The 20,143-nt window shown below is 60.1% G+C and carries 20 protein-coding genes and 2 pseudogenes; 10 read left to right on the top strand and 12 right to left on the bottom strand.

Features of this window, described 5'->3' with window-relative positions:
• Nucleotides 1–22 precede the first annotated feature (22 nt).
• Nucleotides 23–148, top strand: a complete 126-nt coding sequence (locus M1D40_RS18465) for a hypothetical protein (protein ID WP_461171202.1) — start codon at nt 23–25, stop codon at nt 146–148.
• 386 nt (nt 149–534) lie between these two features.
• On the opposite strand, the gene M1D40_RS18460 is transcribed toward M1D40_RS18465, so the two are convergent.
• The 3 genes from M1D40_RS18460 to M1D40_RS18450 all read right to left on the bottom strand — a co-directional run bounded on the left by M1D40_RS18460 (nt 535) and on the right by M1D40_RS18450 (nt 3,234).
• On the bottom strand, nt 535–1,422 hold the full coding sequence (locus M1D40_RS18460; RefSeq protein WP_461171201.1) for a peptidoglycan DD-metalloendopeptidase family protein: 888 nt from the start codon (nt 1,420–1,422) through the stop codon (nt 535–537).
• Between the two features lie 350 nt (nt 1,423–1,772).
• Entirely contained in the window at nt 1,773–1,937 is a 165-nt protein-coding gene (locus M1D40_RS18455) for a hypothetical protein (protein WP_461171200.1), read from the bottom strand.
• 277 nt (nt 1,938–2,214) lie between these two features.
• On the bottom strand, nt 2,215–3,234 hold the full coding sequence (locus M1D40_RS18450) for an SDR family NAD(P)-dependent oxidoreductase (RefSeq protein WP_461171199.1): 1,020 nt from the start codon (nt 3,232–3,234) through the stop codon (nt 2,215–2,217).
• A 229-nt stretch (nt 3,235–3,463) separates the two neighbouring features.
• On the opposite strand from M1D40_RS18450, the gene M1D40_RS18445 reads away from it, so the two are divergent.
• Both M1D40_RS18445 and M1D40_RS18440 read left to right on the top strand, forming a co-directional pair.
• Entirely contained in the window at nt 3,464–4,117 is a 654-nt protein-coding gene (locus tag M1D40_RS18445; RefSeq protein WP_461171198.1) for a TetR/AcrR family transcriptional regulator, read from the top strand.
• Between the two features lie 388 nt (nt 4,118–4,505).
• Nucleotides 4,506–5,550, top strand: a pseudogene (locus M1D40_RS18440) (IS110 family RNA-guided transposase); the annotation flags it as partial.
• Nucleotides 5,551–5,696: 146 nt separating this feature from the next.
• Here the strand turns inward: M1D40_RS18440 and M1D40_RS18435 are convergent.
• Both M1D40_RS18435 and M1D40_RS18430 read right to left on the bottom strand, forming a co-directional pair.
• Nucleotides 5,697–6,359 (bottom strand): GAP family protein, encoded by a 663-nt coding sequence (locus tag M1D40_RS18435; RefSeq protein WP_461171197.1) that lies wholly within the window; start codon nt 6,357–6,359, stop codon nt 5,697–5,699.
• Nucleotides 6,359–6,865 carry a TetR/AcrR family transcriptional regulator gene (locus M1D40_RS18430; RefSeq protein WP_461171196.1) on the bottom strand — a complete coding sequence of 169 codons (507 nt, stop codon included), beginning with the start codon at nt 6,863–6,865 and terminating at the stop codon, nt 6,359–6,361. The genes M1D40_RS18435 and M1D40_RS18430 overlap by 1 nt, the downstream gene beginning before the upstream one ends.
• A gap of 672 nt (nt 6,866–7,537) precedes the next feature.
• On the opposite strand from M1D40_RS18430, the pseudogene M1D40_RS18425 reads away from it, so the two are divergent.
• The 5 genes and pseudogenes from M1D40_RS18425 to M1D40_RS18405 form a co-directional block, all read left to right on the top strand.
• Nucleotides 7,538–8,155 (top strand): annotated as a pseudogene (locus tag M1D40_RS18425) (glutaminase); the annotation flags it as partial.
• Nucleotides 8,156–8,478: 323 nt separating this feature from the next.
• Complete coding sequence (locus M1D40_RS18420; protein WP_461171195.1) at nt 8,479–8,802, top strand: PadR family transcriptional regulator; 324 nt, start codon at nt 8,479–8,481, stop codon at nt 8,800–8,802.
• On the top strand, nt 8,799–9,419 hold the full coding sequence (locus M1D40_RS18415) for a DUF2812 domain-containing protein (RefSeq protein WP_461171194.1): 621 nt from the start codon (nt 8,799–8,801) through the stop codon (nt 9,417–9,419). The genes M1D40_RS18420 and M1D40_RS18415 overlap by 4 nt, the downstream gene beginning before the upstream one ends.
• A gap of 9 nt (nt 9,420–9,428) precedes the next feature.
• Nucleotides 9,429–9,827, top strand: coding sequence for a VOC family protein (locus M1D40_RS18410; protein ID WP_461171193.1), 399 nt, complete (start codon nt 9,429–9,431; stop codon nt 9,825–9,827).
• Nucleotides 9,828–10,455: 628 nt separating this feature from the next.
• A complete protein-coding gene (locus M1D40_RS18405; protein ID WP_461171192.1) occupies nt 10,456–11,199 on the top strand; it encodes a GAF domain-containing protein in 744 nt (247 codons plus the stop codon).
• A 491-nt stretch (nt 11,200–11,690) separates the two neighbouring features.
• Here M1D40_RS18405 and M1D40_RS18400 read toward each other — a convergent pair whose 3' ends face one another.
• The 5 genes from M1D40_RS18400 to M1D40_RS18380 form a co-directional block, all read right to left on the bottom strand.
• A complete protein-coding gene (locus M1D40_RS18400) occupies nt 11,691–12,212 on the bottom strand; it encodes a hypothetical protein (RefSeq protein ID WP_461171191.1) in 522 nt (173 codons plus the stop codon).
• 583 nt (nt 12,213–12,795) lie between these two features.
• On the bottom strand, nt 12,796–12,996 hold the full coding sequence (locus M1D40_RS18395) for a hypothetical protein (RefSeq protein ID WP_461171190.1): 201 nt from the start codon (nt 12,994–12,996) through the stop codon (nt 12,796–12,798).
• A gap of 138 nt (nt 12,997–13,134) precedes the next feature.
• Nucleotides 13,135–13,332 carry a TIGR02391 family protein gene (locus M1D40_RS18390; RefSeq protein ID WP_461171189.1) on the bottom strand — a complete coding sequence of 66 codons (198 nt, stop codon included), beginning with the start codon at nt 13,330–13,332 and terminating at the stop codon, nt 13,135–13,137.
• 31 nt (nt 13,333–13,363) lie between these two features.
• Entirely contained in the window at nt 13,364–13,858 is a 495-nt protein-coding gene (locus tag M1D40_RS18385) for an alpha/beta fold hydrolase (protein WP_461171188.1), read from the bottom strand.
• Nucleotides 13,815–14,390: an alpha/beta fold hydrolase gene (locus tag M1D40_RS18380; RefSeq protein ID WP_461171228.1), complete on the bottom strand. Its 576-nt coding sequence runs from the start codon at nt 14,388–14,390 to the stop codon at nt 13,815–13,817. Before M1D40_RS18380 ends, M1D40_RS18385 begins: the two co-directional genes overlap by 44 nt.
• 1,955 nt (nt 14,391–16,345) lie before the next feature.
• On the opposite strand from M1D40_RS18380, the gene M1D40_RS18375 reads away from it, so the two are divergent.
• Together M1D40_RS18375 and M1D40_RS18370 are read left to right on the top strand one after the other, a co-directional pair.
• On the top strand, nt 16,346–16,855 hold the full coding sequence (locus tag M1D40_RS18375) for a GrpB family protein (RefSeq protein WP_461171187.1): 510 nt from the start codon (nt 16,346–16,348) through the stop codon (nt 16,853–16,855).
• A gap of 696 nt (nt 16,856–17,551) precedes the next feature.
• Nucleotides 17,552–17,926, top strand: a complete 375-nt coding sequence (locus M1D40_RS18370) for a hypothetical protein (protein WP_461171186.1) — start codon at nt 17,552–17,554, stop codon at nt 17,924–17,926.
• Nucleotides 17,927–18,057: 131 nt separating this feature from the next.
• Here M1D40_RS18370 and M1D40_RS18365 read toward each other — a convergent pair whose 3' ends face one another.
• Together M1D40_RS18365 and M1D40_RS18360 are read right to left on the bottom strand one after the other, a co-directional pair.
• Nucleotides 18,058–18,825, bottom strand: a complete 768-nt coding sequence (locus M1D40_RS18365) for a response regulator transcription factor (protein WP_461171185.1) — start codon at nt 18,823–18,825, stop codon at nt 18,058–18,060.
• Nucleotides 18,822–19,994 carry a sensor histidine kinase gene (locus tag M1D40_RS18360; RefSeq protein ID WP_461171184.1) on the bottom strand — a complete coding sequence of 391 codons (1,173 nt, stop codon included), beginning with the start codon at nt 19,992–19,994 and terminating at the stop codon, nt 18,822–18,824. Before M1D40_RS18360 ends, M1D40_RS18365 begins: the two co-directional genes overlap by 4 nt.
• Nucleotides 19,995–20,143: the final 149 nt, after the last annotated feature.

Raw genomic sequence — 20,143 nt, 5'->3', positions numbered from 1 at the left:
ACGGGGGTATTGGAGGCGCAGCATGAAGGTGACACCCTTGGTCATCACCACGCTGGCCCGCCTTTGCCGGTCCACAGTGAACATGTTCGGCCTGACCGAGGACCTGTCGGCCGGGGGATTGAATCGGCGGGTATTGAACCTGGGCTGAGGGCTTGGCTCAGACGGTGCCGGAGAGCAAACAGAACATACCAACGCCTCCGTCTCCAAACGCCGTGCCGCCGGCATAGACCTAGGCGGGCGGCGGCAGCAGCTTAGCGGCAGCAGATCCGCAACACCGGCTGAGGGAGGCAGATGAGCGGGTCGCCCACGGAGCCCAACACCTGAATATGTCCCGAGCGACCCTGTACAGGAGAATGCCAGAACTAGGTGCTCGGAACTGGCTGGACCGACACGGAAAGAGTGCACGCCAGTCAAGACTGGAACAACCTCTGGATCCCCGGCGTGAGAAAAGATCGTTCCCCTTCCCGCTTGTGCGCCAACCTTCCCTAGTCCGTCGGGCCACTTTCGCCGACTCAGCGCGGAGCATCCCACAGTTTAGGACGGACCAGTATCGCGCTGACTGATGAGCATTTGGTTTCGCTTCGGCATAGGGACAGCCGCCATGCCGTCAGTGAAGGAAAGCGGGATACCTGCGGCGAAGGTTGGTGACGGACGGTCCATCATCTGGAGGTGAAGGTGAGGTTCAGAACTGGACCCCGAGTTGCCACATCTCGCGACCAGATCCTGGGGGGAGACTTTGTCCCCGACCCGCACTGTGATCGACCCCCTCTGCAATTGGGCCAAAGCAAGGTAGGGGTTATCCTCCAAGGCGATTACCAACAAATTTCCGAAAATTAACCGTTCGCCGCCAACACCACGCAAAAAGGACTCGATAAAAAACAGCGGCAACAGCAGCCAACTGTTTTGACTCCCATGGTCCCTTGCGGCATCGCGGGCTACCACAACTGTGCCATGCACTCCTGCCTTGATCGGCTGTCCGAAAGACGGAAAATGATCTGCCGGAAGGGGACCTCCGACGGTCCTGAACGGGACTGGCTCTGTATTAGGGGGAGCACACAGCATGTCTACAGCCCAGCCCTGGCCGAAGACGTGGGTTCCATGACTGGGGATTCGCTCTGCAGGTGAACTGATGATCTTCCAACGGCCGTCAACGGGCATTTTGACCTCAAAGGCATCTCGTTTTGGCCCGGCGCCCCATCGGGTTATTCCGATCATGGTGATCACCAGAAGCAAAACCAACAGCGACAAGAGGCTGTGCGTTATCTGCAACGCCTGGGGTCCTTCCGGGAGCATATCCCAGACAAGCACGATGAGAACCAATGTCAGGGTGAGAGCCGTTATCGGCCACCTCAATGCCGCGAGGATCCGGGTTCGTCGTGGAAGCCAGACACAGGTAGGTGAGGTCTTGATGTTTTGCAGCATGTCCTCTCCTTGCAATTAGGGTGCTGCGGCTACCATGACCGCGAGAAGTGGAATGACACGGGTGGCAGGCACCTCGTAGTGGCCACGCCCTGCAGCCTGCAGCCATCCTGCTGATACCAACAGCCGAAGGTGATGATGAAGCTGACCTGTGGTACCGACGCCATGAATGGCTGCCAGCTCGGCTGTTGAGCGCTGGCCCTTTAGGACGGCCTGAAGGAGTGACAGCCGGACGGGATGTCCGAGGGCCCTCACAGGTGCAATACGTTCGGCCCAGTTGTTTTCAAGTAAGGCCTCCGTTGAAGCACCTTGCTGCCAGTCATAGGTTTCACCCGCAGGCAGGCTAACTGCGCCTACGAGCATGACATCGCCAGAGGGATCGTCCAGACGTTCTCGAAGTCCTCCAGTGCCCAAAATTTCTCGGCTGTTCGGTTGGTTCGTGGACCGTCTGCCTCCAGCTTTTTCAGCAGTTCAATGGCGTGATCCAGCTTTGCCGCAATCGTGTGATCGTCTTCCATTCGCCGACAGTACGTTAAAACGAAATTCACTGTCACATGTGATGCAATGTTCGTTTTTATGGGCCTTTAGGTCCTCCCCAAGATCGGCGTTGTGTGGCATAGGAGCTGATGGTGGACGGGTTTCTAGAAGTTTGCGTGAAAACCTCTTGCTTGCGAGCAACACGGACTATGCATTTACGTACAACGTTTTTTCGTTCCGCCAGTCCTTGGCGGATCGAAATACGTGCGATGTGCCCTAGGCGAAAGGTTCGACGGACTCGGGACGTCCGGCGGTTCGTTACTTCGCGGCTGACCGCGTAGATTCCTTCACGGGCTGCTCGGAGATCCATTTCAGGTCGGGAGTCTGCCCGAGCTCGAGGGCCTTGAAGAAGAGCCGCTCTTCGCGGGGCTGGCTCTGCTCGAAGACATCCACCAGCGCCCCTGATTCATCGGTCGTTCCCATGATCTGTTCCCAGTTATCCACGACGTCCTCTGAGGTGAGGTCCGGGTTGAAGTACCCGAGCGTGCCGGCGAGGAACACCCGAGCCATTCGTCCGCCGCCGGCAGTGAACGCTTCACCGGTCGTCGGGGCATCCTCATGGAGGAGGGGAGCGATCGCTATGGCGACCTTCTCCGGCTGCAGAGTGTTTCTCATGAAGCTGATGAGTTCGGTTTCCTCCCCGCCGCCGCTTGCACCCACTGTCTCGGTGAAAGCCCACGGCATGAGAGTGTTCGCGATGATCCCGTGCTCTTTGCCGGCGGCTGCGACCTGCCGGGCCGCAGCGAAGACTGCGAGCTTTGACACGGCGTAATCCAGTTCGTAGCCCGTCGGTCCGTACCAGAAGCCCGTTCCCACAGCGGAGGACGTGAACAGGATGCGGCCGTATCCCTGCTCGACCATGTGGGGCCAGGCGGCCCGGTTGAGTTGCAAGGACCCGCGGACGTTGATGTCGAAGTAGAGATCCATGCCAGCTGCCGGTGCATTCGCGACTTGCTCGGATCCATCTATGATGCGGCCGGCGGGAACGCCGGCGTTATGGATCAGGATGTCGATGCGGCCAAACTCCGCGATGGCCGCTGCCACGAGGGACGCTGCTGCGTCGTCATCGCCGATCCTGGCCCCCACTGCTATCGCCGTGCCGCCGGCCGCACGAATATCGTCGCGTACTGCCTCTGCCCGGTGCAGGTTGAATGGGAGCTCGTTAACCACGACGGCCGTACCACGGGCGGCCAGATACCGTGCGTGGGCAGCCCCGATGCCGATTCCGGCGCCTGTCACGATGGCGACACGTCCGTCGAAGCGCAGTTCTTTGTTCATTGAAAATCGTCCTTTCGATTTCACGCGCTCTTATGACGAGCGTGTTGTTGATTCTGGTCATGCGTTTCACAACCAGTGCCATAGATTCCGACAGAGACGCGTGGGGTCCACTGCTGGCGGAGGGCAACGGACAGCGGCGTCACAGCTAACCACGCTGACTGTTGTCGTCTCACAAATCTCCGTTGTGTCATCACTGTAGACGAAATCGTTGGTGAGGAAGAATAGAGCGATGGCACCTTCAGACACACCCCTTCAGCGGCGCGGCCGACCACCTTCGACCCGTGCGCAAGACGCCATCCGCGCCGCTGCCACCGTTCTCTTCGCCGAGAAGGGGTACGCCAACACCTCCGTACGTGATATCGCAACTCGAGCCAGCGTAGATCCAGGACTGATCGCTCGCCACTTCGGATCCAAGGACGCCCTGTTCATCGAGACTATGGGCATGGACGAACGCATCCGCGGCATCACCGAGGGGCCGCGAGACCAGCTCGGCCGCAACATCCTGCGCCGACTGATGGAGACCGAGCCAGATCACTATGCTGCCCTGTACAAAGCACTAGACCGCTCGGACGTCCGCGACTATCTCATCGCTTCCACTGAAGAACACGTCATTCAGCCCCTCGTTGCCCGACTTGCGGGTAGCAACCGCGAGCTGCGCGCCCGGCTCGTGGCAGCCCAGATCTCCGGACTCATCATCGCCCTTCGGGTTATACGCCGACCAGACCTTGACACCACACCTTTGAACTTGATCTACGACCAATACGCTCCCGCAATCCAGGCGCTCATTGACAATTCCTTCGACGAAGGCAGGGACGGCGACGGGGAACACGCAGATCTTCAAGACCGCCATCAGCCCTACCTGCCAGAACACCAACTCTTCTAGACCAACCATCTGGTCGGCCCGAACAAAACTCTGCCCACCGGATGGCCCGATTTAAAAATGGGAAGCAGTGGCCACCAGCAGGCAAAAAACAACTGTGAGTCTTGCAGCGGCTGGTCTGGGACTAGTTGACAGTGTTGATGCCGGTCGTTCCGTCTGACGTGTGACTCGAAAAACAACTGGCCCCTTGAGGGTGCATTTCCCCCGAGCTGTCCGCGCTGGATGAAGCGGCCGGTGTTGACCTATTCCACGTCGGTGGCTTGATTAGAAGCTTGCCCAGCCCCTGCGGTTGTGGCTCACCGCAGTATTGCCCCGAAATGACTCCTTCCAGGTCAGTGCCGGTCGCCACGCGATTGATCTTGCCCGTTCAAAAGGAAGGAGGTTGACCGCAGTGACACTCGTTGCGCAAACCCGCCCATTCGTCAGCGGCGTGGATTGCCACGCCCGCACACACACCTACTCCATCATCGAGGCCCGTACTAAGCGACAGGTCGCGTGCGAGCAATTCCCGACTACCTCGGCAGGGATCTCCCGCATTTGTCTGGGTAGGCCGACGCACGGACGGCGACAGAGGGTGTCTGTGGGCTGTCGAGGGTATCGGCTCCTATGGGGCACATCTTGCCCGGGCAGTAGCCGAGGTCGGCTGTGACGTCGTCGAAGCTCCATGGATGAACGCCCGAGGACGCCGCTCGATCAGTAAATCCGATCCGTTAGACGCTGCGGCTATCGGAACCGCAGTCCTGGCTTTAGATGACTCTCAGCTTCGAACCCCGCGCCAGGACGAAGGATCCCGTGCTGGACTCAAGATCCATCCTCAGCGCAGCCAGGGATCAGTTAACCCGGGGCAGAACGATGAACGTCAATGCGCTCATCGCCTTACTCCGGGCACACGATCTAGGAATCGACGCTCGTAAATCGCTGGTTCCCGCCCAGATCGACACGATCACCAGGTGGAGGGAACGAGACGAGCCAATCAAGTTGTTGATCGCGCGCGAGGAAGCAGTTCGGTTGCCGCGCCGCGTACACGAAGTGACCACGCAGTTGACTGCGAACCAAAAGCGCATGACAGAGCTGATCCAGCAAAGCCCTACTCCGCCGCTGCTGGAGATGGTCGGCGCCGGGGCTGTCACTGTCGCTACGATCCTGACATGTGGCCGCATCCAGGAAGGGTTCGCAGCTAAGCTGCCTTCGCCTCACTGGCAGGAGTAAGTCCTTTGCCTGCTTCAAGCGGTAACATTGTCCGGCACAGGCTCAACCGGGGTGGTGACAGGCGCCTCAACCGGGCCCTACACGCCATCACCATGACTCGGATGGTCCACGACCCCGGAACACGGGACTAGGTCACCAAAGGCACCCAAGAAGGCCGAAGCTACCGGGAGATCCGTAGGTCCCTGAAGCGCTACATCGCCCGAATCCTTTATCGCCAGCTCAACACGCTCTACGCCACCGCGGAACCGGCTCGGCCCTACGGTGCCGGAGCAGACCCCTACCCGCAATTGAGCATGTCGGGCTCAGATTTGATTAACGCTTTAGGTGGTTTCATGTGAAGAATTCCTCACCGTACTGGTTTCGCGCGGCATGCTCAGGGCCAGAGAGCGATGGTGAGGACTCCGACGGCGAGAACGAACAAGGCGAGTGCTGCTGGTATAGAGCGCTTAACGGTTCCGGTCGAGAACCGATCCAGCACCTTCCGCAGGCGTGCCCTGACCTTATCTCCGTGCGCCATGCCGAGGGCGAGCAGAATGAGGCACGGGATGCAGTACACGAGGGCGTAGCCGGCGAGCACGAAAAGGCCTACAGAGATGTCGACGTTCGCGGCGACCATCCGTTCGATGGCGATGAAGTACGGGAACGCGTTGGGCAGGTCCGCTCCGGTAACCAGGATGCCGAGCGGGAAAGCCGTCCACACACCGAACCATGACGGCAGGTTGATGCCTATCCTTTCCCGGTCCTTGAAACGGCGGAGACCGGCGATACCGAGAGCGATGGCTGCAATGAGAAATACTCCGCGGCGGAGCCAGATAAGCCCTTCGCCTACGGCGTCGGCGGCAGCAGTGGCGCCGAGGAAGATGACCATGCCCAGAGCGAAGACCGTGCTCATCGCGGCCAAGACGAACGTCAATGCCGACCCTACAGGCCGGTGGCTGACGGTGAGCAGGATCAGGGTGATGACGACAATGGTCGCTGGATTGAGCGAATCAGCCAGGGCGAGACCGGCGATGCCGGCTAGGAGGCCACCACTCATCACTTGGCGGACCCACGAACCAGCCACTGCAAGATCGAATCAACATTAGGCGCAGAGTCGTTTGTGAGGTTGTTAAGCAGCATCCCATCACCCAGGAGACGTATGACCGAGCCTGCCACAGGGTCTCCTGTTTCAACGGCGAAGAGTTGCTCCCACCGACCGGTGGCCTCAGCTGCTTGCTGTAGAAGCGTGTCGGTCATTGAGCCGTGTTCGGTGGGCAGGATCACCATCGCCCTATAAAGAGCAGCCTCTTCACGAGATGCTGACAGGCGCAACCAGGTCTCGACCACGGTGCCGCGACCGGCGGCCGCGAGCAGTTCCTGATCGATATCCCGTATTGCCTGCACCGCAATGCCTTCCACCAGAGCAGCGCGTGACTTGAAGTGGTGCATCAGCCCACCCTTCGAGATCCCTGCTTGCTGAGCGATTGCATCCATCGACGGCACCGACCCGGTCTTGATCGCCAATCGTCGAACAGTTTGCAGAATGTGTTCCTTGTTACTCATGAAGTCATGGTAGCAGGAGAACCGACCGACCGGTCGGACTGAATCGTTAGTCCAAGAGTCAAGGGGGACTGTCGGAGGGCCGGCTGCAACGGACCATCGTTCGCAACACTCAGTGCCGACGACTAGGGGCACGCGGCCGCTAACGCCAGGGGCACCGAAAGAAAACTCGGAGTGTTAGTGGAGGGTTCGCCGGACTCACCAGGAAAAGGGCGTCCGCTGGCGCGGACGGCTGTCGGGGCCAGTACCAGTGCCGGCTCCGCAGGGCTCCGCAGCCCCCGGCCCGGCTCTGTCTACGACGTTTTGGCTGCTGTCCTGACGGATCGTACGTGTCCGCGTTCTGTCCTCGACCCTAATCGCCGTCAACGGGCGTCTGGTGTTCGGGGACGCCTACTTCGACCATCTGACCACCGTCCTCGTCGTGGTGATGGGACTGTTGCTGATCCCCAACCTGATCGCGGTCGGCTGGGTCGCTCGGCGGCGGGGGTCATTCGTGGACGGCAACAACGCTGACCGGCCCGGCACCGGGCGCACACTCCATCCGGCCGACGTCCCCGCGGAGGTGGGAGCCGGCCGCGCGGAGGAGCTCAGCGCGGAGGAGGAACGTTGGCCGATCTCCACCGGATGCCTGCCGTCCTTCGACCGTGTGGAGGACCTGTTGCAGACTGCTCATGCCCGTTACCGGGACGTGGACAAGGGGCTGGTGGCGAACTACGTCCCCATTCTGGGGCGGACCGACCCGCGCTTGTTCGGTCTGAGCGTGGTGGAGACGGGCTCTCCGCCTTCGCCGGACGCCACCTGGAGCTCGACGTGGAGGTCTACGAGTCCGAGGCGGCCACCAACCAGCGCAATCGGGGTATGGCCTGCCTGCTGGAGAGCTACGGGCACCTGCACTTCGACCCCCTGGAGACCACGGACGTCTATACCAAGCAGTGTTCCCTGCTGGTCACCGCCCGCGACCTGGCCGTGATGGGTGCCACCCTCGCCGACGGCGGAGTCAATCCGCTCACACACCAACGAGTCGTGGAGTCCTCAGTGTACGGGCGGGCGCTGGCCGCAATGGCCGCCTCCGGACTCTACGAACGATCCGGGGATTGGCTCTACGACATCGGCATGCCGGGCAAAAGCGGGGTCTCGGGCGGTATCGTGACGATCTCCCCGAGCAAGGGTGGGCTGGCGGCCTTCTCGCCCCCGTTGGACGGGGCGGGCAACAGCGTTCGCGGCCAACGCGCCACCCGTTTCCTGTCCCTGGCCTCGGGGCTGAACCTGTTCACCTCTCGGCCCAAGGAATGACCACCGCCGTCCGGGCGCTAGGATGGACTATTCCTTGGTTACGGTAACGATGTTGCCGGACTTGTTGTCGAGAATAACCTGAATCCTGTTTTTGCCGGACCCCTGAGTGAAGACAAACCTGCCGTTGTTCCCGGCTGTCCTGACGCCGTTTTGAACAGCCTGCCTTGAGGGCCTGACTTGCAAGCCGGTTCCTCTAAGTGTCGCACTGAAGGGCCCGCGGAGGGCTACAAGGAAATCTTCTGTCTGGTCTCCGGTGAACTTCCGTGCTTATATATCAATCATGAATACATCGTTCAATGATACGATACCTGCAGGGTGCGGGCATGGCTCGTAGCTCAGGTTTTGAAAGTGGCGATCTGGCCGACGCTGCACTATATGTCCTGCTAGCCCTGATCAAACCACGCCATGGCTATGCCGTGATGCAGTTCCTTGAGCAGGAGAGCAGGGGAACCATTACGCTCGGGCCGGCCTCGCTGTACACGACGCTCAAGAAGCTCGTCGGGGCCAGCCTCATTGAGGAACTTGACGGCGACAATTCCCGGCGTGTCTACCACCTCAATGCGAAGGGCCACGAGGTCCTCGTCCGCAACATCGAACGCCGTCGCCAGTTGCTGGCCATGGCCGACCACATCATGGAGGAAGCATGAGCACCACCAGCAGGATGGGCAACGGCCTGGCTTTTAGCCCCGAGAAGGACCTGGTTATGTTCGCGGAAATGGCCCGTCAGGGAAAACACCTGAACGGTGTAGCGAAGCTGGGGCACGGATGGAGCTTCGAAGACGGCGCCCCCGAAGACGCCGTCTTCGACCTAGCCTACGAAAGCAGTCCGTCGCCGGACTACTTCGAGATCTTCCAAGCGGCTGGCTGGGCATCCGTCCTCTCATTGGGTGACGCGCACATCTTTAAGGCAGCCCCGGGAACGGCGCCGGTTCACACAGGCTCCGAGTCACGCCGGGACGAACTCACCCGAAATCGGAACCGCTACCTTCGCTACAGCGCGACCACCCTGGTTGCCTTCATGTTCCTCGGTCTGGGAATCCGTGCTGCCTCGTGGAATGAATGGGCGGAACTGGTTCTGCTGATGGTGTTCGTACTACCCATTGCCTACACCGTCGTTCCTCTGGTCGGCTACTGGCATAATCTCAGCAAGCTAAATCACCCGAGCGGATCACCAGGTTCGATCGATCATTGTGGTCCGCTGACGGATCCTCCAGCGTGCGGGTTGGCCGATCTGTTCAAGACACGCCCAGAACGGTCCCCCTAGGCTGGTGGTATGACATTGAAACTGGGATTCATCGGCATCGTCACCAATGACATGGCTCGATCGCTCGCCTTTTACCGCAGCCTAGGCGTGAGCATAGAAAGCGGCCAGGACGAAGCGCCCCACGTGGATGCACAACTCGGAGACGGCACCACATTGGCTTGGGACACAGTTAAGACCATTCAACGGTTCGACCGGAACTACGCCTTCCCTGCCGGTGGGCATCGAATCGCGCTGGCTTTCGACAAAGGGTCTGCTACTGCCGTGGACACCACCTACGCTGAGTTGGTCGCCGCAGGCTACACCGGACACGTAGCACCCTGGGACGCGCACTGGGGCCAACGGTATGCAACGCTGCTGGATCCGGACGGAAACTCCGTGGATCTCTATGCTGAGCTTGCCAAGAACTGACCAGGGGTTGCACCGACCAGTCGCTTGAACTCTCTCGTGAGTGCGGCTGGTCAGCGTACCCGGCCTTGGCTGCCGCATCCGCCAGGGACCGCCACTGATCAGGAGCACCTGTGCCCGCCTCACGCGTCGGACCACCCCAGCGAACAGCCACGTCCAAAGCAGCAATCACACGCCGCGAGTGATCGCGAATCAATGCTGTCCATGAACTTGACGGCCGATCAGCCACTTCAGACAAGCCGGGGATTCGGCCCGGACCAAACCACGAATCGCGAACACCATGGAGTGTCGTCCGCATTCGGCTAGAGACAGCTCGGTTCAGGAGGTCTTGGGCCAACACCAGTTGATCTCTCACCTCGGCGGGATTTTTCCCGTTCGGCGCTGCCGCGGCATTATGCGCATCCTCTAACCCAGAGGGTTCCCAGAGCGCTGCTGATCTCGGTCCCGTCCAGTGCCAGGACCTGGGGGTGCTGCTCCTGTGCGCGGCGCTCAACCCAGTACTGAGACTCCTGCTCGTGGGCCCGCCGGGCAGCTAACCTCGCCTATTATATAAGGGCTAGTCCAGCAAGGCGCCGGCTGATCGGATACTTGCGGGACGTCGCCCGGTGTCCACTGAGAGAGCGGACCAACTGTGACCGATGAAAAGACAGCAATAAATGTGGTCTCCCTTCCGGGCAGGCTGCAGGACATGGTGCTTGAGAGCGCCGATGTTGATGTATTTCTGAGCGGACTTGCGCAACTGGCTGCCGATCATTTCTCCGCCACGGACAACAACGTGCTGTGTGCGGTTACCCTGCTGCGTCCGCAGACCAGGACAACCATCGCCAGCAACAGCCAGAACGCTGCGGTTATGGACCAGGTCCAGTTCCGGTTCGACGATGGCCCGTGTCTGCGTGCCGCACGCGAGGGGCTAGTTTATGTCGTCTCCGACTTCACCACGGATGCCCGTTTCGGCGGCTACAGCAAGGCAGCCACCGAGCACGGCATTCACTCCGCCCTGGGGGTGCCGATTCCGCTGGACGGCTTGGCCGCCGCCGGTTTGAACCTCTACGCACCCAAAACGGAGGCTTTCGGTGACAAGGAAGTTGTTGCCGCTGAAGGAATGGCACAGGAAATGTCCAGAGCACTGCGCCTGGCAGTGCGCCTGGCACACATGACCGAGGCCAGCCAGCAGCTCAAAGCTGCCATGAGCTCACGGACTTCCATCGACGTGGCAGCTGGCATCATCATGGCCCAGAACCGGTGCAGTCACGACACAGCAATGAGCATCCTCAAAGCTGCTTCCAACGGACGGAACATGAAACTTCACTTAGTAGTCGCGGCCGTCATCGAAGCTATCGGACAGCAGACACCGGAGACGCATTTCAAGTCCTAAGCGCCCGCCCTACGCATGCTGTCCATGCCTAGGCGGGTTCCGGCCGGTGTGTTGGAGCCTGCCGGACTGCCGAGCCAGCACCGCAGCTGCATCGTTATCGAAGGGCGTGTAGTTGGCAATATGTTCGCAGCAGCCGCCATCAATTTTTTCATCGATTCGGCATTGGGTGGTTATGGCACTGTAGGTCCCCCAATGGAGCGGTGCCACAACGTAGTCCTTGCTGCTTAGCGGGTTGTGAGTCCGATCAGTTTGATGGCGGCAATGTGCGCGCTGCTCTGTCCGCCGGTGTCGCGCTCGTATACGGCCCAGAGCAGCAGGTCATCAGCGTGTCGGGAGCGGAACTGGAGAGCCTGATCATCTCCCGGATTTACAGGAATCGCAGCGCGATGCCCCTACTTATCCCACCCGAAATCACTAAAAGGAAAAAGCTCGAACCGGCGCCCAGCGCCCGGGCAGCAGCTACGCGAACTGATTCACCCCGCGGCCGGGCTCTAAGCAGCTGCGAGGCCGCAAAGCACGCATCGGCACCGCAACGTCCTCAATCCGCTGGCGTCCACGGCTGCCGGCCTCGCATGGAAACTAGTGGCTTCGAACAGCAAATCCAGGTACTCGGGGACAGTACCTGCTTCCGGGCAGTGCCGCAGGGACCCCAGGATAGACGGGAGCGAGTAGAGCCGTTCCATGTCCAACTCCGTCATCTTCGTTTCCAGGTCGGCGCAGAGCCTGGTCAGCAGCTCCTCCTCAACAGCCGGACTGATGTTTCGCCGCTTGGAGATCCTGTCAATGTGCAACCGGTGCGGCGCATCCCAGCTTTCGAGCTGAATACGCAGCACAAATTGAAGGGCCAGGGTATCCACGTCATGCAGGGATGGCCCGTCCGTCCACGACACGTCCAGGGTCGCGACGTCGCAGGCTACGAGCGGGACAACGTCGAATTGGATGCCGGTGAAGGCCTCCGTCAGGAGGCCACTTAGCCGTCCGGATACTTCTGCAAGCCACAAACGATCTTTCATTCGCCCTTCCGGGTGTTGGGAAATTATCGGGAACAAGTGTTGCCCGAGTCGGTCTGCTCGACGAAGGCCGACAATTGTCGCCTCAGGCAGCCAACCAACTTTATGTCTCGTGCACCGGCTTCGCCAGAGCACGTGCCCGTTTCGGGTCAAACTTCTCTGATATCCGCGGCGGGTGAGGAGCAAGGCCTCAGCTTCCGTGCCATTCTCAGGGCCACCCCGCCTCATACTGCCGGCCGTAGATAGCAATAACCGTATTACCTGATTTTTGTATGGGAGCAATTACTTACTCGGATTTTGAGGTGTTTTTTGCAGATCCAGTAGAAATTGGCGTGGCGGCTGAAAGTATTTGAGCCTGACGGCATCGAGGCAGAGGCCGGAAGAGAGCCAGCATCCCTACGAAGAACCCGTTCAGTCTCTGATCCCTCGGGGCAGTCAGCGACAGACTCTGCATTTTGATCATGCAGAATCCTCATCAGATATCACCTTGTTTTCCGGCAATCCGTTGTCGCCGTCGTGCCACGGAGAGTCCAACCCGGCGGCCCGCGGTGGTGAGGCAGGACAGCACTTCGGTATTCATTCTTCTTCAGGCCGGAACGTATGTGCCGAAGCGATGCTGGTCGACGCGTCTCAGCGGCTCTGGGACGCTGGACATGCCCGCGTTGACCTGGCCGAGGACAAGTTCGTTCACCGCTGACGCACCCATGGTTGCAGTTATGGCGTAACCAGTGTGGTGGTCATCGATGTTGATTAACCGCGCACACAAGTGCACAAGGTTCTGTTCCACACTTGCAGCCCAGATAGCGATGCGGCCTACAGCAGCTTCCCCCTCGGAAGTCATGCCGGTATAAGCGCGATGCCCATGTATTTCCGTCATTTCTGGCTCCATACCCATTGCTTGGATGACTCTCCCTCTGTTGCGTTTTTAACCCGTAAGAGATTCAGATCCGGCTGTATCGAGACGCTTGTGGATGTAGGAGAACAGAGGTATAGCGTCGAGGAAGTCATTCAGGTCCTCTTCTCGATTGATCCGGTTGGAGTGCGCACGAGGATTGCGGTAGTGGCCGTGAACGCCGACTTGGCTGTGTACGAGGCTCAGCGAAAGTTGGTGACGCGCCGGCAACGAATTATCACAAAAGGGCTAGCAGAATCGTTTAGCTGAAGGAACTGGGGCAGTAGGTGGCGAAGTGGAGCCGGGCGGTGACAAGCCGGTGCATCAGCCCGCGGGCACCGTGCGGGTCCGATGGCAACGCGGCAGCGTCGATGGTTCGCGACGTGTGAACGCTGTCCGCTACCGTGCGGGTTACTTCAAGGGCGAGATCAGGGTGGGTGTCGAGCGCACTGTGACCGTGATTTCGGACCGTCAGCAGTGTGGCATCCGGAATCAGCGTCGATACTTGTTTCGCCACCATCTGGGGTGTGCGGATGTCGTGGTCTCCGGAGATGACGACGGTCGGCCAGGAGAAATGAGGAAGGGCATCAACCAAGCTGAATGGTTCACCCTGGAACGGTGAAAAGTGCGGGGCCGCGTGGTCCAAGACCTGCCCGGGCTTTAGGGGCGCGTTGGTGGTATCGGGTGCGAAATTGAGCTCGCGGAAGGCGATCTCACCGACGTGATCGAACTCCATCACAAATGGCGTTGGTGTCATGATCTCGCGTGTTCCCAATCTGTTGAGCCACTTCCAGACTCGTCGTCCTCTGCCTCGATCTAGGAGACCAAGCATGCGGTCCACCAAGGGCGGCCCCCCCGAGTTCATAGAGGAACTGCAAAGCGAACATCTCCTCAGCGTCAACCGTGCCCTGCTCAATGAGGCGGCGGATCGTTTCTGTTTGGTGTTGGGTGGCCGGGGTTCCGTCCCAGAACAGGGCCTTGAGCATGTCAGTGGCGGCCAGGTCGAACCCGGCGCTCATCATCGCCGAGTCCAGAATCATGCCTCCCACCCTCTCGGGGTATCTGATCCCAAAACCCTGGGCGAGGTAACTGCCGTAAGACGCTCCGTAAACGATGACCTGCTTGACGCCTTCGGCATCAAGAATCGCCGCGGCGTCATCAATCACCTCTGCAACCGTGATCGCTCCCCGAGGCAGGTCGGTCCCATTCTGATCGGTACGGGACAGGCCGACCCCGCGGTGTTCCATCATTATGAGGTCGATGCCGAGTTTCGTGGATTTGCGCGCAATCCGCCATATGGCAGTACTGATGCAAGCCCAGGCCCACCGGGGATCACGAGCACCGGCAGGCCGCCTTCCGGGCCGGTGCGTGTGTAGGCCAGCGAGAACGAGTTCTCACCTTCAAGCTGGCGCTCGATGGTTCGGACGCCTGGCAGTTGTGCAAGTTTCGCAGAGCGTTTCCGGCGTTTGTCAGTACTCGCTAGTTCAGGACCCGTACTCTTCACATTCTCCTTCTTCCCCATGAATGGAGCCTAGTGGAAGAAAAGCTCGGCCCCGGGACGGACTACCCGAAAACTGTCGCTCTGAAGGATCGGTCATATTTCTTGCCAGGGAGAGTGACGCCAGGATGCCGCGGTGGGGGTCCGGTCAACGGGGCCGATTCCAACCGCATTCGCGTCCCAAAATGCGCGCGACGACACCTCACTACAAAGGGCCAGGGACGCGCCACCCTCAAGCCGAGGTGCATCTGCTTGACTGATGGAGACTGGTTCGGTTGCGTCGGCAGGGTTACGACCAGCAGTGCGGCGCAGGACTACCGCGAGGCGGCGAGGTCCAATATGAGTTGAGGTTGTCGTAGTTGGCGAACCATGAATGGCCATTGTTGGATCGGGTAGGCCAGCCGAACGACGAAATAGTTGATGTGCTCGATGACGCCGAAAATCCAGGCCCCGACGACAACGAGTGCAAGATCGGGGTGGGTTGGTAGCCAACTGATTATTCCAAATAGGCTGCTCGCGAGGAGACACACGTTCACTATTTGAAACGTCCGGTAGAAGGCTGCGAGCCTTGGTGGCATGTGCGTGCGTTCTACCCAGCTACGCGCGCACAGCCAATACACACCTGCCTGTATCAAGATGATGAGTAAAGGGATGAGGGCAGCCCATAGTGCTGCAGTGTCGGTCCAGGCCTTGACCTGCGGTGACACGATGAGAACAGCCACCGTGACGAAAACTCCAGCCGAGACGAGTTCTCCTAGACCGAGACTCAGGTACTTACGGCGTAACACGTCTCGTCGTCCGGATCTCAGATGTCCCCCTACGCGCTCGAACCTCGTTGACGCTATCGCGCCCAACGTAAATGTCTACAGTATTGTTCTAGCGCTCACGTCTTTCCCTTTGGTGATCGTGGGCGACGTCGCGTCCTCATTAGCGCACTGGCCAGATAGCAAGTACCTGCCAGAGCTATCAAGCTTCCGGCAAGAGGGCTGCGGGAGATGATGATATCACCGCCCAACAATGCAATTCCGAAAAGCAGGATTGAAACGCCGATCAGGCAAGCCTGAATTGTCTCAATCGAGTAGTTTCTCGGAGTGCTCATGGACCTGATTCTATCTGACCTGCCTAGCAGAGGCAGGGCTCTCGTTGTGGGACCGGCGTGCGGGCACTAGGGAAACGTCGCCTGCAGACCCGGTGTAGTTATGGTGAACCATGAATTCAATGGAAGTCATCTGGTTCATCGTAGGATTCGCCGCTTTGCCAGTCGGCGTTGTAGTTGTCGGGCTCCTAGTTCTCTGGAGGGAACCCGACATGCGAGATTGGGTGCGATACATGTGTATGGTGGGCCTTGCCGTTATCGCGTGGGTCGTCCTGGTGACGGTGCAGGGCTGGCTTGACGCACCGTCGGGCGCGGAGTCCGCGAATCTAGAAATGCTTTACTCCCTATCGCTAGTTCTAAGTCTGCCTGCGATCGTCATTGTTGGGAGCTTCTGGGCTTTGATCGGGCGCGCAGCCACCTCAGAACGGGAAACACGGGCACATCTTCATGGAAATCCAGCTTAGTTATCCCACCCAGGACTTTTTCTGATTGGAAGTCAGTAAATGTTTCAGCTAAGGACCGGCTTACACCTCATGACAGATGGGCCTAGTTCCAGCTTGAACTCCCACCACACCGTTGCAGGTGCTTCATTCAATCCATCCAGGCGATAATTTGATGATATGAATCGAGCACACTCGAAAGTCGCGCTAGTGCCCTACGACGAGCGCTGGCCACGTCGTTTCGAGAGCACGAAAAAGGAGCTGCGGGCGGCGTTCCCCACTGACCTGATCGAGCACGTTGGATCGACGAGTGTGCCTGGACTGTCATCGAAGGACACCAGAGACGTCCTGGTGGGCGTGCCCGGCGTCGTCCGAACGCGCAGTCCCCAAACCTTGTCTAAACTCTCCGCCCTAGGGTTCGAATACGTACCATCTTCCTTTCCGTCCGACCCTGACCACTCGTTCCTGTGTCGGATCATCGGGGAGCAGCGCACCGATCACGTCCACGTGATGCGGTTGGGCTCGGATGCGTTGCAGGGACACCTGCTGTTCCGCGACTATCTGCGCGCGACTCCTGCAGCCGTGATCGACTACGAGCAAGCCAAGCAAGAGCTCGTTGCCCGTTTCCATGATCGCCGTGATGATTACGTGGCGCAGAAGCAACCTGTTGTCGAAGCGCTCATGGAAAAGGCGCGAGCTTGGATGAAGGAGTCCCGCTGACCCATGGGCTTGCGGGAGGCCTCAGTGCAGGGCACTACGGACGCAGGGTTATCCGAAGTCGTGTGCACCAAGCGTCGCTCTGATCGAAGTCGTCTGCTCCAGCCGTCCATGTGAATGCTTCGAAGGCGTCCTTCGGCGAACACAAGCCGTAAGCTGGCCACTCACTGTCCGTAACCCGTAGCCCGTAGTCGAGCTTGCGGTCGTGGGTGGCATGAGGGCGGGTTTCTCCGGCAGGTATCCCGCTGGCGGGCCTGGCTGCCCATGAATCCCAAGCGCAGTCCGATGTGCCATGCGTGTCCGACCTGCGTCAGCACGGCTCCGCCCGGCGCTATCGGGTTCACGGTGGTGTCCCAGCTTCCACTGACACTTACCTGCCCACACCACGACAGCCGCCTCGCCCCCGCTTTCGGCGGCACGGGGGTCTTCGCCGGCTGGGAGAGGCAGGACATGCGTGCGGAAGTCGCGCGTGATTCCGTCAATCGTATGGATTCGCGCACGCACCAGGGAATGCGCAACGGCATGGTGTCTCTCCCGCGTCGATCCGTGCACGTCGGGTGTGGTTCCGGCTCTTACGCACACTCCTTGATGAGCTCTCCACCCTCGTTTCGGCCCTCGGCGTCCGGCATTTGGCGAACGGTCGATCACCCCGTACGAGCCGGTGTGCGCGGCCCATGGCGGGCCTACGAAGCCCCTTCCATGGGAGCTCAGCAGACCATGCTCGAAGCCGCAGCCACCGCCCTTCACCTCATCGAGGCTGGCGAGATCACCGCATACGGGACGTTAGCCCCGCTGCTGTCACCGGAGCCGGACGGGATTTTGGCTGATGGTACGCCGCCACCTGCCCGGCAGCGTGATCGATGGAGCGAAGCCCATGAAGCGATGAAGGCGGTGATCATTGAGGCATGTGAGGATGCCGCTGCAGCTCGAGGGTTGCTGGGAAATCTCACCGCATGGACTCGTAGCGAGGCACGCTTCCAACGCACACGCAATGACCTGATCGCCCTCGGTGTCCCAGAGCACTATCTACAGCAAACGCTGATGGAAGCACAGACTTGTGGGTCACAGCTGTAGGTGGCGGCGTTCTTTTAGTACTAGATGTTGTATCAACTGCATGTAAGACGATCGGTGTATGGACTCGCTCGTTGACACCTCGTTGTGCACAGGGCGACTGTTCAGCCGCATCGGGTGTTTGGTCCTAGGGTTCACGGCTGTGCTTGCGCGCTGTGTTCGAGGACGCGGATCGCCAACTGGACCCGGTTGGTCACCTGGAGCTTGGCGAAGAGGTTGGACAGGTGTGTTTTTACGGTTGTGGGACTCAGGAAAAGTGCGGCCGCGATGTCGTTGTTCGAGAGGCCTTGGGCGACGTAGCCCCCGATCTCCCACTCACGCAGGGTGACCAGATGCGCAGTGTCGACACCTGTGGGCTGGTCCTGTACACCATATACGTGTGATCTTGCCTGAGTGTGGGCGGACGACTGAGAGGTAGCGGTTTGTGCGGTCGCTAGTCCTATAAGCCGGGTGAGCGCTTTGGGCGAGAACGAGGACTGCCCAGTCGCCGCGTCCTGGATCGCTCGAATAACGAGGTCGGGGGCGGAGTCTTTCAGGAGGAACGATACCGCCCCGGCCATGAGTGCGTCCCTGAGAAATACATCGGTGTCGAACGCGGTCAAGATGATGACCTGGGCTCGCGACCCAGCATGACGTAGATCAGCGGTCGCCTCGATGCCGTTCACGGTCGGCATCCGGATGTCCATGAGCACGACGTCGGGGTCAAACTGCTGCACTGCTTCTGGCACGTCGGCTCCGTCCGCGGCTTCCCCGACGACAGTGATCCCGTCGATCCCGTCGATCATCAGACGCAGCCCTGCCCGCATGAGTGTTTCATCATCGACAATGAGCACCCGGGTGAGCGGCTGATGCAGGGGTGACGTCGCGCCCGTGGCCGCGTTCATGGCTGCGTTCGTGGTCATGGGAGGACCACTTCGACGTCGAACGTTCCAGCGTGGGTGGGGCCGAAGAACGCCGTACCTCCGAGGAGTTCGGCGCGTTCGGCGACCCCGATCAGGCCGAGTCCGGTTCCGACCGGAGGCGGCGGATGTGACGGACGATCCACGAGCGGGTTGCTCACGCGAAGCACAGTGGTGCTCGCGACCTTTTCTATCTGCACGGACATTGGGGCACCTGGTGCGTACTTCTGGGCGTTGAGGAGGAGTTCTTCGAGGATGCGTCCGAGGGTCGCGGTGCGCCCGGTTGTCTGGTCCAGGTCACCGGCGGTCATGTTCACCCAGGTGAGTTCCACCTGCCGGCCTTCCTGGTGTGCTGCCTCGACGAGTTGTTGGATGAATGTTGCGTCAGGTAGCGGTGATGCGGCATGGGGGTCTTCGAGGCTGCGCAGTGCTGTCAGTGCGTCGCGGAGCATACTGCTGGCGTTCGCGGCGGCATCCCGGACGGTACTGGCAGCGGATCGTTGCTGCTCCTTGGTGAGATCCGCACGGTATGCGAGGGCCCCTGAGTGCATGGCGACGATGGCGAGTTGATGTGAGATCCCGTCGTGCATGTCCCGGGCGATAGCGCTGCGCTCTTCGATTCGGGTTCGGGTGATCTCGGCGTGACGGGCTTGCAGGACCGCGTGGTGAGCAGCTTCAGCCGAAGCGGCTTGTTCACGCAATGCGATCACCAGGGCCGCGCGCGTTCCACGGACACGACCCCACAATACGGCGAGCCCGGCCCCGACCGCAGCGATCATCATGATGAGGAGGTAGTCGAACCCACTCGTAGGAGTACCAGGAACAAGGGTTTCCCGTAGCCAGGTGTACCCGCCCGCCCCGAGTGCGGTGATGGTGATGACGGAGATATCCAAGGGTAATGAGCGTCGTGAACCTAGTCTTACCGCCGCGAAAATCCAGGCCGGTAGCGCCCAGGTACTGAATACCGCAGCTGCCACCAGGAGTATGTTGCCTACGCGGGAGGTACGGACGGGGCCGGCTGCGATGGCCGCGGTCATACCTATCAGTGCTTCGAAGAACACGATGAGGATGAGCGAGTCAGGGGTGGTGTCGCCCCGTTCTTCGAGTTCGACCCCGAACAACACCAGAAAGATGGCTGCTCCGAGTACGAAACAGACCAACGAAATGATCACAGCACGAAGCGTTGGCCGGGCCCCGAGGAACCCGGGGAAGTGCTCGGGGTGCACGGTCGCCGGGTGGGTGATCATTTGCTCATTGTACGGACGGTGCTCAGGACCGGGATCGTCCATTTGGAGTATTCAGGTCACCGGGAAAGTGCGGC

It is taken from the genome of Arthrobacter sp. Z1-15 (assembly GCF_054792395.1).
Note: the sequence above shows the minus strand (reverse complement) of the source record. Positions and strands in the feature narration are given on the sequence as shown.